Raw genomic sequence first — 14,601 nt, 5'->3', positions numbered from 1 at the left:
TACCGGGTAGTTTGAATATCCTGTAGGTCTACCGATGTCGAAGTGGCAGTCAGACACTCTGATCTCCCTATCAAGAGCGGAGTGTTTCACTTCACGCCTTAGGCCCCATATGTATATATGGGGCCTTTTTTTATGTTTCTATTGACCATCGGTTAGCAATTCGGGCTAAATCGGATCATCAGATTTTAATGACTATCAGAACGCAAATATGACCAAAGAAAGTTCTTCCGGCTCAGTGCTCATCGGGCTGACCAATCCTAAAAGCCCATCAAATATCGGATCAGTAATGCGGGCAGCAGGTTGCTACCGGGCCGATGCCGTTTTTTATACCGGTGAACGTTATGCCCGGGCGGCTAAGTTTCATACTGATACAAAAGACAGAAGCCGTGAAATCCCTCTGTCCGGCGTGGATTGCTTACTTGATATCGTGCCAGAAGGGGCGAAGATCGTATGCGTTGATCTGGTAGAAGGAGCTACGGCTCTGCCTGATTTTAAGCATCCTGAAGAGGCTGTTTATATCTTCGGCCCAGAAGACGGCACTATCAGTCAGCGGGTTATAGATCGTGCTGACGCGGTAGTTTATGTACCTACCGTTGGTTGTATGAACCTGGCCGCATCGGTCAATGTTGTGCTTTATGATCGACTGGCTAAATCAGCGATGACTGAAGCTAGTGATGATCTTATACGCAGTAGTCGGGATATCAATAATAGGGTGTCCGTTCGCAAGTAGTGTTTCTAAGTTAAGAGCTCAAAGAGGTTGATATGATTGGCAGCTGCTTATGTGAACAGGTCCGTTTTGAGGTTAGGGGCCACCTGCCTGATTTTTATCAGTGTCACTGCTCAAAATGCCGTAAGGTGACCGGCTCATCTAAGAATACCGGTACACTGGTGGAAAACAGCCAGTTTAGCTGGCTTAGCGGCGAGCCACTGGTGCGCCTGTATGTCAAAGATACAGGCTATCATTCCGCTTTTTGTTCCTGTTGCGGCAGTGTTATGCCAAACCCTTTGCGAGATGGTAGTGGTTACTGGATACCTGCCGGAGCACTCGATGTTGACCAGTCAGATGCTGGGCTGAAGGTAGCTATTCATCTGTGTGTTGCTGATAAAGCGATCTGGGATGAGGCTGGAAAAACACCTAAGCAGTATCGGAATTGTCCGGATATTCGCCAGCTCAGAGATGATTTAAGCAAATAAAACAACTGTTCGAGAATAGCGGTTTTCTGGTCTAAGCTGATTTCAGGTTATCAGCAGGCAGGAGGCCATCTATGCTATTTATTACTAACCGTGAGCCGCAAGGTTCAATTCTTACCAAGAAAAATCGAAGCTATCAATTTGATCTGAGTAAAAATGCCCCCTCTAACTCGATCTATTTTTGTGAACGTACCGATGAAGATAGTTATGTAGAGCTTGGTTCCAAGCAGCTTATGAGTCGTTTAAAGGAGTCCGGCTCAAAACAACTATTGTTCTATATTCATGGTTTTTCAAATTTACCTGAACCGGATATATTCCCCCGCGCACAAAAGCTACAAAAGTACTTCGATAACGCTGAACCGGATCTGATCGAAGTGGTGCCTATTATCTGGCCTTGTGACGATGATCCGGGGATTGTAAAAGATTACTGGGATGATCAGAAATCTGCAGATAACAGCGCAATATCATTGGCCAGGGCGTTGCAGTTTTTTATGGACTGGCGCAACTCCGCACCGGATGAGGATGCTATCTGTTTAAAGCGAATTAATGTTCTGGCTCACTCAATGGGCAATCGCGTGTTACGTGAAACTATGAGGGCCTGGAATAAGGACTATCTGGCGGATGGTGTGCCTTTGCTATTTCGAAATACTTTTCTGGTAGCTGCGGACATTGTGAATGAATCCCTTGAAGAGGGGCAAAGTGGTCGTCTTATCTGTCAGTCTTCCCGAAATGTATCAGTGTATTTTGCATCCGATGATCTGGCGCTGAGAGCAAGTAAAGCCGCAAATCTTAAGAGCAGGGTTGCCTCAAGGCGGCTTGGCCACAGCGGGCCTGAAGATATGCGTAAAGTTCAAACTAACGTATATGCTATCGATTGTGATGATCTTAATACTCGTTATGATTTCCCAAAAGGGCACTCTTATTTTCTTGATAATGGGAGAGGCCAGCCGGGTAAAATTTTTAAACATATGCTGGAATCCATCAAAACCGGCCGGGTGAAAGTCAGTAATGAGCCCCGCCGTACACATATTCTTAAGTAGAGCTGCGTCATGAATGCTCCACAGTCTGATCTGTACGCCTATATTGCTTTGTTAGTTGAAAATATTGCTCTATGGGAAATTATGTTGTTTGTGGTTCTGATCTGGCTGGCTCGTCAGCCAGATCTGCTAAAGCGTATTTCGCATTTTAAATTTGGCGGTTTGGAAATTGAAATGCAGGCGTTAAAAAATGAAGTTGAAAGCAGCCAGAGTCAGTTGGAAGAGTTAGAGACAGAGCTACAACATGAACGTCGTTTATTTGGCGAGTTACTGGACGGTTTTGATGCAAATGCACCGGTAGCAGAGCTGGCTGAAACCCGTGGTATGCTCAGAGCTCATGCCCGGGCAAGTGGCAATATTGATGAGCTTAGAGATTGTCTGAATAAGCCTTGTTCCGCTGAAGAGATGTATGCCACAGCCGTCATTTTTCGAGAGTTGCGGCCTGTTATCCTGATTCCTGAGCTTTCTGAGTGCCTTGACAGGCTGGCGAGTCAGGATGATCTTGGCGGGATTCGGCTCAATACCGTATGGACCCTGACCAGCGCTTTACACCGAACGCTGATAGCCGCAATTCGTGATAATGTAGCCCCTGGGGTGTCTGTTGCTATTCTTAAACGAACAGAGCAAATGTTAACCAGGCTTGAGCTGAATCCGAGGGTGCAGGCGGATTCACCTGAAAGACCAGAGAGGGGCATCAGGGGGCCAATAAAACACGCCAGGGAATGGATCAAGAGAGGGCTTAAAGATGCAGATTGACGCAATAAATGATCTACAGGGCCAGTGTCTTTGTGGTGGGGTAGATGTCAATGTAAAGCAGGCTTCGATCCATCTGGGTGCCTGCCACTGTCGTATGTGTAGAACCTGGGGCGGTGGGCCGTTACTGGCACTTGATTGCGGCACGGTTGTTGAATTTACAGATACTCAGCATGTTAAAGTTTTTAACTCGTCAGAATGGGCTGAAAGGGGTTTCTGCTCAAGTTGCGGGACACACCTCTTTTATCGGCTTAAAGAAAGCGGGCAATATATAATGCCTGCAGGGCTATTTGATTTTCAACAGGTCGATCTGCAACAGATGGTTTTTGATCATCAGGTATTTATTGATCAGAAGCCGGCGTATTATGAGTTTGCTAATCAGACCAAAAATATGACCGGCGCAGAACTTTTTGCAATGTATGCGCCTGCTGATGAAAATCAGTTTTAATAACCGGGAACTACCTGATGAATGAACATGAAAAGCTTAACTACGTAGAGTTTGGTTCAAATAATCTCGAGGCAACCAAGGCATTTTTCACAACGGTATTTCACTGGTCTTTTACCGACTATGGGCCTGACTATATCGCTTTTAATAATCAAGGTCTTGAAGGTGGATTCTTTTATTCAACACAGCCGGCCAGGCAGGAAAACGGTAGTGCGCTACTGGTGTTTTACAGTAATAAGCTCGAGTTAACTCAAACTAAGATCGAACAGAATCAGGGGATTATCTGTAAAGCAGTGTTTGATTTTCCTGGTGGGCGTCGGTTTCATTTTATCGAACCCGGTGGTAATGAGTTTGCGGTCTGGTCCGATCACTAATGTAGTGCTGCTTCTGTTTGTTCCGGTCAGCTTTTTCAAGGCTGACCGGTATCAAGAGCTGATTATCTTGTCGAAACTATATTAAGCAACTGCATGAAACACTAATCAGATGTACTGGCTAAAGCTTCGCAGGACCACTTTTATCCATTGATCTTGTGTCGTTCTGGTGAGCTGATACGCTACTCTGTATTAACATCAGGCTGTCTTCCGCAAAACCGGTACCGGCTTCTTTATAGAAATTAAATACTTTGTCTATACCTGCTTTTAACAGCTGCTTTCTGTCATCTTCGAAGCGGGCAATGGCCGCCACAGCACCGGTATAGCCGGCACTTCGTAGCTGAAAAGTAATATTACGAATATCATCTATTGCGGGAAGGGCGAGTAATATTAAACGTACTTTTGAAGTATCAAATGCTTCCCAGAAATCGGCATCTTCTCCATCGCCGACAATTACACTCATGCCCATTTTCTGTAATTCCGCAACTCGTCTCTGGTCGGAATCAAGCCCGGCCACCCGATTGTCTACCATATTCTGCAATGAACGATAGGCGCCTTTACCAACACGGCCCAGACCGATGACCAGAATGTCTGCATCAGCTGGTTGATTAATCTGATCGGCTGTCAGGCGTTCTGTATGCTGGAATCTTCGCAAGGGCTGTTTATATTTTGTGTAGAGTTGGTGTGCTCTGGGATATATGGCACTGGTGGCGATAAAGGACAAGGAAACGGCTAACGCCATAATGACCAGCCATTCATTACTAAGCCAGCCAGAGTCTACACTGAGTGCAGCAACAATAAGGCCAAATTCACTAAAGTTACTCAGTGCAAGCGCTGCCAGGTAGGAGGTTCGGCTACGTAACTTCAGGCGAGTGAAGAGAATAAAGAACAGAACAAACTTAACCGAGATTAGTAGTGCGATGAGTAAAGCAATGGCAAACATCGACCAGGTAGGCAGAGCGGTGAAGCCAATTGAGAGGAAAAAACCTATTAAAAATAAGTCTTTAAAACTTAGCAATGACTTGGTCAGCTCAGTCGCTTTACTGTGTTGGCTGAGTAAGATACCGAAAACCAGAGCCCCTAAGTCACCTTTGATGCCTACCAAATGAAACAGTTCGTAGCCCCCTAATGCAAAGAAGAACCCTGTCAGGGGCAACATCTCGCCGTGTCCTGCACGTTCAAGAAGTTTGCCAAGCAAGGGGCGCGCAAATATAAGGCCAAATAGTAGGAGAGCCCATAAAGAGGGGATTTTGCCGGTAGCAAAAACAAGAAAAATAACGGCAGCGATATCTTGCATAACCAGTACACCGATAGCCAGCTGTCCATGACGGGTTTTAAGTTCGCCGTTTTCTTCAAGTAATTTCACGATACAAACGGTGCTGCTAAAACTGAAAGCAAAGCCTAGCAGCGCTGCTGTTGTCAGGTTAGCAGTTGAAAAGAAAGGCAGTGCGATACTGGCCAGTAGCAATGTTAGACCGCCAAACAAAACAAACCAGAATGACATATGGCTGACGGTGGCGAACCAGATTTCCCGTTTCAGCAGATCTTTGACGTTAAGTTTGAGGCCGATAGTGAAGAGCATCAGTGTAATGCCCAGGTCGGCAAGAATATCGAGGCTGGGGCTGGGTTCAATACCCAGGTAATGAAGTACAAAGCCGGCTAGAAGAAAGCCGATAAGTGGCGGAAGGCCCGTTAGTTTAACGGTGAGTCCGCAGAAGTAGGCAAACAGTATCCAGATAAAATCCATATAATAAGTGCTTGTTTTAACTTATTTAATTGACTCTATGCTAGCATTTAAACCAGTGGGAATTCTATCAGTTGTTCACCAGTTTCTGTACATTCGAGATACCAACCGGTTTTATCCCAGTCACCCAGGACAATTCGGCGTCCCGTTTTTATCTGATGCACTGCCGGACGATGGGTATGACCGTGAATCAGCAGGTTTATGCCTGCATCTGTCATTGCCTCTGATACGGCGGTAGGGTTCACATCCATGATCGCCATGCTTTTCTCAGCGTTCTTCTCTTTACTGGCTGAGCGCAACTGCTGTGCGACTGCTAATCTCTCGCTAATCGTTTTAGAGAGAAATGCCTGTTGCCACTGCGGGTTACGAAGCTGATGGCGCAATGCCTGATATTCAGTGTCGTCGGAACAGAGTTGATCGCCGTGCATTAACAGGGCTTTACTTGAAGGAAGGTCAACAATCTCAGTTTCATTCAGTATGTTAATACCGGTTAATTCTGAGAACGCAGGTCCTATCAGGAAGTCACGATTACCATGCTGAAAAAACAGTTTTGTACCAGCTGAACTGAGTTGTTTCAGTGCAGAGATAACGGGCTGTTGGTCAGGGGGGATGGCATCATCGCCAATCCAGGCTTCGAACAGATCACCCAGAATATACAATTGATCGGCGCCGGCGGCCTGGTTGGATAGGAAATGCAAAAGCGCCTGGGTTAAATCCGGGCGCCCTTGGTGCAGATGTAGATCTGATATAAACAGAGTGCGCATTATCAGGCGTCGTCTGCTTCCACAATTTCAGCTGAATTGATAATAACGTCTTCAGCAGGTACATCCTGATGGCCGCCGCGGAAAGTCGTAGAAACCGCTTTGATCTGATCAACAACATCCATACCGTCGGTGATGTTTGCGAATACAGCGTAGCCCCAGCCTTCCATTGTTTTAGCAGTATGATCCAGGAAAGTATTATCGTTAACGTTGATAAAGAACTGCGCAGATGCGCTGTGCGGATCCATGGTACGGGCCATTGCCAGTGTGCCACGTTTGTTACTCAGGCCGTTATCTGCTTCGTTTTCGATATTAGCACCGGTCTCTTTGCTGACCATGCCAGGTTCGAAGCCACCGCCTTGCACCATAAAGCCATCAATAACACGATGGAAAATTACGCCGTCGTAGAAGCCGTCTTTTACGTAGTTTTCGAAATTAGCTGCGGTCTTCGGTGCTTTTTCATAATCCAGTTCGATAGTGATATCGCCGAAGTTAGTGTGCAGTACGATCATACTTCCGGTTCCTTTGTTTTATCTTTTAATTGTGGACGAGATTATACTAAAGAATTACCACGAATGAACCTACTAAAAAATTAATCCAGTTTTGAATAAATTCTGAACAGGCCGTCGGACGTAACTTCCTCATTAATTTTACCTTACTTATGGTTGTCTGCAGACCATCTGTCTATAATATCGGCCTACTCGATTTCAGACGGAAGTTAAGACGCCTTTATGAGCAATAACGACGCCAATAACGCTGCAACACAGCCAACAAATTTTATACATCAGATTATTGAGCAGGATCTGGAGCAGGGACTCGAGAAAGTAGTCACCCGTTTCCCGCCTGAACCTAATGGCTATCTGCATATTGGCCATGCGAAATCGATCTGCCTGAATTTTGGTACTGCTGAAAAATATAACGGTGAATGTAACCTGAGATTCGATGATACAAACCCATCGAAAGAGGATCAGGAATACGTTGATGCGATAAAAGAAGATGTTCGCTGGCTGGGTTTCAACTGGGCCGGTGAAGTCCGTTATGCGTCTTCTTATTTTGATACTTTCTATAGCTGGGCACAGCACCTTATTCGTGAAGGTAATGCCTACGTTTGTGATCTGAGTGCCGAGCAGGCCAGTGAATACCGTGGCTGGGCAACAAAGCCAGGTAAAGATAGCCCGTATCGTGAGCGTTCTGCTGAGGACAACCTCGATCTGCTTGAGCGGATGAAAACCGGTGAATTTGACGAAGGTAGCAAGGTGCTGCGGGCCAAGATTGATATGGCCTCACCGAATATGAACCTGCGCGATCCTATTCTGTATCGTATTCGTAAAGAATCACACCATCAGACCGGTGATAAGTGGTGCATCTATCCTAACTATGATTTTGCTCATGGTCAGGAAGATGCAATCGAAGGGGTTACGCACTCAGTATGTACCCTGGAATTTGCCGATCACCGACCGTTATACGAGTGGTTCATTGAGCATCTGCCGGTACCTAGTAAACCGCGTCAGTATGAGTTTGGTCGCCTGAATATTAATTATACGGTTACCAGTAAGCGTAAGCTGAAGCAGTTGGTCGATGAAGGTCATGTGAGTGGTTGGAATGATCCACGTATGCCGACCATCTCAGGTATGCGTCGCCGTGGTTATAGTGCTCGCGCTGTACGAAACTTTTGCGATAGTCTGGCGGTAGCTAAGACTGACGGTATTGTTGATATGGCACAGTTTGAGTTCTTCATCCGTGAAGATCTGAATGACAATGCAGCCCGTGCTATGTCGGTTCTGAACCCGTTGAAACTGATTATTACCAACTTCCCAGAAGGTGAAGTCGAGCGGCTTACTGCGCCGGTTCATCCACAAAAGGATATGGGTACCCGTGAACTGCCATTTACCCGTGAACTTTATATGGACCGCGGAGATTATAATGAGGACTCGACTCTATCCCGTAAGAAGTTCAAGAAACTGGTGCCAGGGGACTTCATGCGCTTGCGCAGCGCGTATGTGATTAAAGCGACCGGTGTGGTTAAAGATGACAGCGGCGAAATCACAGAAGTTCATGCTGAACTGATTCCGGGCACTGTTGGCGAAAATCCACCTGAAGGTATGAAGCCTCGTGGAGTTATGCACTGGGTATCTGCAACTGAAGGTAAGCAGGCAACTGTACGTGTTTATGATCGCCTGTTTAATGTAGAAGCGCCTGATAAAGGTGAAGGCAACTTCCTGGATAATATTAATCCGGACTCCTTCACTGAAATGACTAATTGCTGGGTTGAGCCGGGATTGGTCAATGCTGCGCCGGAAACTACTTTCCAGTTTGAACGGGAAGGTTACTTTGTTGCTGATCGTTTCGAGCACAGTGCTCAAACTCCGGTCTTTAACAAGACGATCGGTTTACGGGATACCTGGAAAAAATAAGCTTCTACTGAAGCAGTTGCATTAACCGGACTGTTTTTGACATAAAAAAGGTCGCTATTGCGACCTTTTTTATTGGAATCCTAAAGCTGTTTGAAAATCAGATATAGGTAGGAACCTTGATGCTGTCATGCTTCATATGCAGTGTCAGGCCCAGTGATGCCATACCGGTATCTTTAAGAATCTCGGAAGAGAGTGGCAGGAATTCATCTTCCTCATAGTTAGCGTGTAGCAGGTAATGCTCAGCCAACTTCTGCGTAGCATTCTGATCAAGGCTGGCAGCTTTGCCTTTAGCCAGCTTCTTCATATCGCCTTCAATGTTTTTCCACTGCTTTTCAAGGCTGCGGTGTTCTTTAGTCAGGCGCTGAACCATCGCTTTTGCCTGAGTAAGTTCGTTTCCGGGACTGGCGCAATCGATTACTACATGAAACAGTTCCTGCTCTTCTTCATGATGGTGAGTCAGAACTACATCTTTAAAGAACCGAACAAATTTGTCGGCCGCAGCGGAATCCTCTGCACTTACCGGGTCGGTAATCTGTTTTTTACCAAATTCTTTCAGCGCCTCAAAGTTTTTAATGATGTTGATATGGCATTGTGAGTAATCATCGATTGGGCTGTCTTCTGTAGTCATCATATACACCTTATAAACTGGAAGGGGTTGCCCCACTGTCACATATAGACGGTTAACGGGTGATGTTAACTGTATATTAGTAAATAAATATCCCGTTAGAGTCGTTGCTTAATCATATACATTGTACTACATAATATTTTTGACAACGATCAATAATGTATCGCATTAGCCTTGCCAATCGTATTTATCGCTGGATAGTTACTCAAAAGGCATAAAAAAACGGCCCACAGGCCGTTAATAGTAGATGTTCAGGAAACTAACATAAAAACTTATGCCGGGCTGTTGTCGGCTTCCATGACGCTACTGAATTCACCTTTAGCCATCTGACCAATCTCTTTATCGATAAAGAACAAGCCTTTGCCATCTTCACCAATAATTTCAATTTTATCCAGAATACCCTTAAACAGCTTTTCCTCTTCGTGCTGTTCAGCCACGTACCATTGTAGGAAATTAAAGGTTGAATAGTCCTGATTGGTAAAAGCGGCGTGTGCCAGACCATTTATCTCACTGGTGATGAGGCATTCATGTTCATACACTTTTTCGAACAGGTCTTTGATGGAGTCGAACTCTTCGATAGGGGCTTCAATAGCGCCAATTCGCGCCATGCCACCGGTTTCGTTAACGTAGGTGAACAGACGTTTCATATGCTGCATCTCTTCATCTGCATGAAGAGCTAAAAAGGCAGCGCAACCCTCAAAACCCTTTGATTCAGCCCAAGAGCTCATCTGCAGGTACATATTTGATGAGAAGAATTCCAGGTTGATCTGATTATTGAGTTTTTCAAGCATTGAACTACTAAGCATTATGACTCCGCTTAAGTGGGTTGTTATATAGATACCGGCTTACACAGCCATTTTTTACCATCGGACGAACGTGCACATTTACTGCAAACATACTGGCTGTTTTTGGTGACCGCAGCGATCTCATCAAAATGTTTAGAGATCATCTCTTTGTTCAGCTTACAAAGGCTTTTTGCTTTCAGTGTGCTAGCCATAAATTATACCTGCAATTGTATTCAGCTGATGGGATTTATAACGGAATTATCTGTTTTTGTAAATGATAATGATTAGCACTAAGGGTTTTGTAGAGCCAGATCAATAACCGGGCTGTAAATATTAATATAACAACCCGGTCAGTCAGGTAGTTTGGCGTTGATTAATCCGGTGTGGGTCACTCAGCCTCTGGTTGTTCTGGAATGGCCGCTTCTTCCCAATCCATCTCAGCCATCTGCTGATAGCGTTTATAACGCTCGCTAACTTCATGCTGGGCTTTTTCTAGGAATGCCTGAGCTTCCTTTGGATGTGCTTTGAGAAGCGAGTTAAAGCGGGTCTCGCTCCGGGCAAACTCTGCGTAAGGAATAGAGGGTGGCTTAGAGTCCAGTTTAAGAGGATTCTTATGTTGATCTGCCAGACGAGGATCGTAACGGAACAGTGGCCAGTGTCCGCTTTCAACCGCAAGTTTCTGGTGCAGGTGATTATCTTTCATCTCAAAGCCGTGAGCGATACAGGGAGAGTAGGCGATGATCAGGGAAGGGCCGTCATAAGCTTCGGCTTCTAAAAAAGTACGTAGTGTTTGTACATCTTTCGCTGCATAAGCGACGTGAGCAACATAGACATGTTCATAGTCCATAGCGATACGGGCCAGATCTTTCTTGGCCAAGGCTTTACCTGACGCTGAAAATTTAGCGACCGCACCCACCGGAGTGGCTTTAGAGGTTTGACCGCCGGTATTGGAATAAACCTCGGTATCCAGAACCAGGATATTGACGTTGCGACCAGATGCCAGTACATGGTCAAGCCCGCCAAAACCGATGTCATAAGCCCAGCCATCGCCACCAATAATCCAGACGCTCTTGCGACTAAGCTGATCGGCAAGGTGGCGCAGCTCTATCGCCTGGGAACCAAAAACCTCATTGTCACTGAGCGCATCCAGATCAAGCTTTAACTGCTCCACCGATTGCCGTTGTCGCTCAATACCCGCTTCATCTGCTTCTGGTTCGGTGATAATCGCGTTTACCAGTGCCGGGTCCAGCTGATGCCTTAGTTGACTTAACAAAGCCATCGCATAGTCGCGCTGCTTATCTAGCGCGACCCGCATACCCATCCCAAACTCTGCATTATCTTCAAACAGTGAGTTATTCCATGCCGGGCCGCGACCATCGGCGTTTTTAGTCCAGGGGGTGGTGGGTAGGTTGCCACCGTATATAGAGGAACAGCCGGTAGCATTTGCTACCAACATACGATCACCAAACAGCTGGCTAGCCAGGCGTATATAGGATGTTTCACCACAGCCAGAACAAGCGCCGCTAAATTCAAACAGGGGCTGTAACACCATTGACCCCTTAAGAGTCGCGTTTTTTAAGGTAGTGCGATCAAATTCTGGCAGGGAAAGGAAAAAGTCCCAGTTGTCTTTTTCGCTGGCAAAAGTCTGCTCCCGGGGTACCATATTAATCGCTTTATGATCGGGCTTTTGCTTGTCAGTGATCGGACAGATATCAACGCAGAGAGTACAGCCGGTACAATCAGCCGGTGACACCTGATAGCTTATGTAACTGTCATCGGGGAAATCTTTGGCACCTTTAACAGGCACAGCTTTAAAGCTGTTAGGTGCCTGCTCTAACAATGATTTATCAAATATTTTACTGCGAATGACGCTATGGGGGCAGACCAGCACGCATTTGCCGCAGTGAGTGCATAGTTTCTCATCCCAGAGCGGCAGCTCCTGAGCCAGGTCTCGTTTTTCAAAGGCGGTGGTTCCGGTGGGCCAGGTACCATCAACAGGGAGTGCGCTAACCGGGATTTTATCACCATGGCCGGCGATAAGTTCTGCGGTAAGCTGGCGCACAAAGTCGTTAGCATTATTAGCATCCAGCTGATGCATCGGGATACGGCTGGTAGCCCGCTCAGGTATGTCAATCAGGTGTAGATGCTTAAGACTTTCATCGATCGCTTTAAGATTGAGTTCGACAACCTTTTGATTGCTTCCGTAGCTTTTAACAACTGCTTCTTTAATCCCGTTGATGGCCTGTTCTTCAGGCAGAATACCGGAGATATTAAAAAAGCAGCTTTGCATGATGGTATTAATACGTTTACCCATACCGCACTCGGCGGCAAGTCGGTACGCATCGATGGCAAATAAACGAATCTTTTTACTGATAATTTTTTTCTGAACGGATTCGGGTAGGGTATCCCATACTGCCGTTGGTGCTGCGCTACTGTTTAATAGAAACACTGCACCGGATTTGGCCTTGTCCAGCATGCGGTAAAGACTAAGGAAACGGGGCTGATGGCAGGCGATAAAGTCGGCCTGACCATTTTGTATTTCATAAGCAGAATGGATGGGGTGTGGGCCGAAACGCAAGTGAGAGACAGTGACCGCGCCAGATTTTTTCGAGTCGTATACAAAGTGCCCCTGAGCGTAATAATTGTCCTGTTCGCCGATAATTTTGATACTGTTTTTGTTGGCGCTGACGGTACCATCCGCGCCTAGCCCATAGAATACCGCCTGATAACTATTGTTATGGGCATCGGTAATATAACTGGCATCAAACTCGATACTGGTATGCGTCAGGTCATCATCAATACCCACGGTAAACAGGTTTTTACTACTGTCTTTTTCGAGCTCATTAAACACACCGCGGATCATCGCCGGGGTAAATTCTTTTGACGATAAGCCGAAGCGTCCGCCGATGAGCTTGGGCAGCTGCTCAGCCTTGATCTGTTTATTCAGCAGGGCCTGCATGAACGCTGTAGAGATATCTTTGTATAAAGGCTCACCATCGGCACCAGGTTCTTTAGTGCGATCAAGCACAGCTATATTTTTTACGCTATCGGGTATGGCTGCCAGTAATCTTGCAGCATCAAAAGGTCGGAATAACCGGACTTTGAGTAAACCGGTTTTCCCTCCTTTGCGGTTTATAAAGTCAACGGTTTCGGCTGCAGTATCGGCACCTGAGCCCATTAGGATGATGATAGATTCTGCATCAGCAGCGCCTTCATATTCATATAGCTGATACTGTCGTCCGGTAATTTCCGCAAAGCGATCCATAGTCTGTTGGACTATGGTGGGGAAGGCATCATAAAAGGGGTTGCAGGCTTCACGGGCCTGGAAAAAAATATCAGGGTTCTGAGAGGTTCCTCTGACCACCGGGTGGTCCGGAGATAGTGCCCGGTTACGACAGGCGCGTACCTGCTCCATATCGATCAGCTGCTTGAGCATGCCAGGGGTTACCATTTCCACTTTGCTGACTTCATGACTGGTTCTGAAACCATCAAAGAAGTGCAAAACCGGTACCCGTCCTTCTAACGTTGCCATCTCTGCGATGGTGGCCATGTCCATGACTTCCTGAACGGTAGTGGATGCCAGCATGGCAAAACCGGTAGCCCGGGTGGCCATAACATCACTATGGTCGCAGAAAATTGATAGTGCATGGGTTGCCAGTGAGCGGGCAGCAATATGAAAAACCGTTGGCGTCAGTTCGCCTGCGATTTTGTACATATTAGGGATTTTAAGTAGCAGCCCCTGGGAGGCGGTAAAGGTGGTTGTTTTAGCGCCGGCCTGTAACGCGCCATGTACTGCACCGGCAGCACCACCTTCGCTTTGCAGTTCGATAACATCAGGCACAACACCCCACAGGTTCTCCTGGCCTTCAGCGCTCCAGCTGTCGCTCATTTCTCCCATAGGGGAGGCCGGGGTGATGGGGTAAATCGCGATTACATCATTCAACTGGTGGGCAATATAAGCTGCGGCTTCATTGCCATCCATCATACGTGTCTGTTGGATGTTCATGGTGTTGCTCCTGAACAAGCTTAAAAATATGAATATTAGTTTGTTCTGATTAAGCCTGTTATAGCTCAATTATTGAGACGGATAACTGCGCTGGATCAATAATATTTTCGTCCTGTATTCAGCCAGAACATCTTTAGGGAGCCTACGAACAAGTCCCGAACGCCTCTGGCTTTCAGAGAGATTCAAGTTCAAGGCAGCGATTACAGGCATGCTGGTTGCCTGTCGAAAATCGTTAACGAAGAATTTGGATCGCTCTGGCAGCCCCGTAGGGTGGGCACTAAAACGACTTTCTGCATTGTCACACAGCTTTAAAAGGACTTGTCATTCCACTGCGCTGTCTTTCGCGTATCTAGCCGTTTAAATGCCCACAGAGAAAATTTGGGACTTATTCGCAGGTTCCTTGGTCGTACAGGATAAAAAGTATTTTGGATTAGGTAGACACTAAACGGCTGATTTCATTTATAATATG

14 protein-coding genes are annotated in these 14,601 nt (G+C 46.3%); 7 read left to right on the top strand and 7 right to left on the bottom strand.

Features of this window, described 5'->3' with window-relative positions; all coding sequences use genetic code 11:
* Window positions 1-208 precede the first annotated feature (208 nt).
* The 6 genes from EHS89_RS20560 (at window position 209) to EHS89_RS20535 (ending at window position 3,800) form a co-directional block, all read left to right on the top strand.
* On the top strand, window positions 209-730 hold the full coding sequence (locus EHS89_RS20560) for an RNA methyltransferase (protein WP_124928052.1): 522 nt from the start codon (window positions 209-211) through the stop codon (window positions 728-730).
* Window positions 731-762: 32 nt separating this feature from the next.
* Window positions 763-1,194 carry a GFA family protein gene (locus EHS89_RS20555; RefSeq protein ID WP_124928051.1) on the top strand — a complete coding sequence of 144 codons (432 nt, stop codon included), beginning with the start codon at window positions 763-765 and terminating at the stop codon, window positions 1,192-1,194.
* Between the two features lie 71 nt (window positions 1,195-1,265).
* Complete coding sequence (locus tag EHS89_RS20550) at window positions 1,266-2,231, top strand: alpha/beta hydrolase (RefSeq protein WP_124928050.1); 966 nt, start codon at window positions 1,266-1,268, stop codon at window positions 2,229-2,231.
* Window positions 2,232-2,240: 9 nt separating this feature from the next.
* The gene (locus EHS89_RS20545; protein WP_124928049.1) at window positions 2,241-2,984 is read left to right on the top strand and encodes a hypothetical protein; all 744 of its coding nucleotides are present in this window, start codon (window positions 2,241-2,243) and stop codon (window positions 2,982-2,984) included.
* Entirely contained in the window at window positions 2,974-3,429 is a 456-nt protein-coding gene (locus EHS89_RS20540; RefSeq protein ID WP_124928048.1) for a GFA family protein, read from the top strand. Before EHS89_RS20545 ends, EHS89_RS20540 begins: the two co-directional genes overlap by 11 nt.
* A 17-nt stretch (window positions 3,430-3,446) precedes the next feature.
* Complete coding sequence (locus tag EHS89_RS20535; RefSeq protein ID WP_124928047.1) at window positions 3,447-3,800, top strand: VOC family protein; 354 nt, start codon at window positions 3,447-3,449, stop codon at window positions 3,798-3,800.
* Between the two features lie 118 nt (window positions 3,801-3,918).
* Here the strand turns inward: EHS89_RS20535 and EHS89_RS20530 are convergent, their stop codons facing one another.
* From EHS89_RS20530 to EHS89_RS20520, 3 genes are read right to left on the bottom strand one after another with little or no spacing between them, the layout of a single operon-like run.
* Window positions 3,919-5,544 carry a cation:proton antiporter family protein gene (locus tag EHS89_RS20530; RefSeq protein ID WP_124928046.1) on the bottom strand — a complete coding sequence of 542 codons (1,626 nt, stop codon included), beginning with the start codon at window positions 5,542-5,544 and terminating at the stop codon, window positions 3,919-3,921.
* 47 nt (window positions 5,545-5,591) lie between these two features.
* Entirely contained in the window at window positions 5,592-6,305 is a 714-nt protein-coding gene (locus EHS89_RS20525; protein WP_124928045.1) for a UDP-2,3-diacylglucosamine diphosphatase, read from the bottom strand.
* Window positions 6,306-6,307: 2 nt separating this feature from the next.
* The gene (locus tag EHS89_RS20520; RefSeq protein ID WP_124928044.1) at window positions 6,308-6,814 is read right to left on the bottom strand and encodes a peptidylprolyl isomerase; all 507 of its coding nucleotides are present in this window, start codon (window positions 6,812-6,814) and stop codon (window positions 6,308-6,310) included.
* Between the two features lie 219 nt (window positions 6,815-7,033).
* Here EHS89_RS20520 and EHS89_RS20515 point away from each other — a divergent pair, with 219 nt between their 5' ends.
* Complete coding sequence (locus EHS89_RS20515) at window positions 7,034-8,716, top strand: glutamine--tRNA ligase/YqeY domain fusion protein (RefSeq protein WP_124928043.1); 1,683 nt, start codon at window positions 7,034-7,036, stop codon at window positions 8,714-8,716.
* A gap of 97 nt (window positions 8,717-8,813) precedes the next feature.
* Here EHS89_RS20515 and EHS89_RS20510 read toward each other — a convergent pair whose 3' ends face one another.
* The 4 genes from EHS89_RS20510 to nifJ all read right to left on the bottom strand — a co-directional run bounded on the left by EHS89_RS20510 (window position 8,814) and on the right by nifJ (window position 14,132).
* Window positions 8,814-9,347 carry a hemerythrin domain-containing protein gene (locus EHS89_RS20510; RefSeq protein ID WP_124928042.1) on the bottom strand — a complete coding sequence of 178 codons (534 nt, stop codon included), beginning with the start codon at window positions 9,345-9,347 and terminating at the stop codon, window positions 8,814-8,816.
* 266 nt (window positions 9,348-9,613) lie between these two features.
* Window positions 9,614-10,147 (bottom strand): non-heme ferritin, encoded by a 534-nt coding sequence (gene ftnA / locus EHS89_RS20505; protein ID WP_124928041.1) that lies wholly within the window; start codon window positions 10,145-10,147, stop codon window positions 9,614-9,616.
* Window positions 10,148-10,170: 23 nt separating this feature from the next.
* Window positions 10,171-10,338: a hypothetical protein gene (locus EHS89_RS21175; RefSeq protein ID WP_170167562.1), complete on the bottom strand. Its 168-nt coding sequence runs from the start codon at window positions 10,336-10,338 to the stop codon at window positions 10,171-10,173.
* A 176-nt stretch (window positions 10,339-10,514) separates the two neighbouring features.
* A complete protein-coding gene (nifJ, locus tag EHS89_RS20500) occupies window positions 10,515-14,132 on the bottom strand; it encodes a pyruvate:ferredoxin (flavodoxin) oxidoreductase (protein WP_124928040.1) in 3,618 nt (1,205 codons plus the stop codon).
* Between the last annotated feature and the right edge of the window lie 469 nt (window positions 14,133-14,601).

The sequence above is a fragment of the Amphritea balenae genome, assembly GCF_003858655.1.
GTDB lineage: Bacteria > Pseudomonadota > Gammaproteobacteria > Pseudomonadales > Balneatricaceae > Amphritea > Amphritea balenae.
Note: the sequence above shows the minus strand (reverse complement) of the source record. Positions and strands in the feature narration are given on the sequence as shown.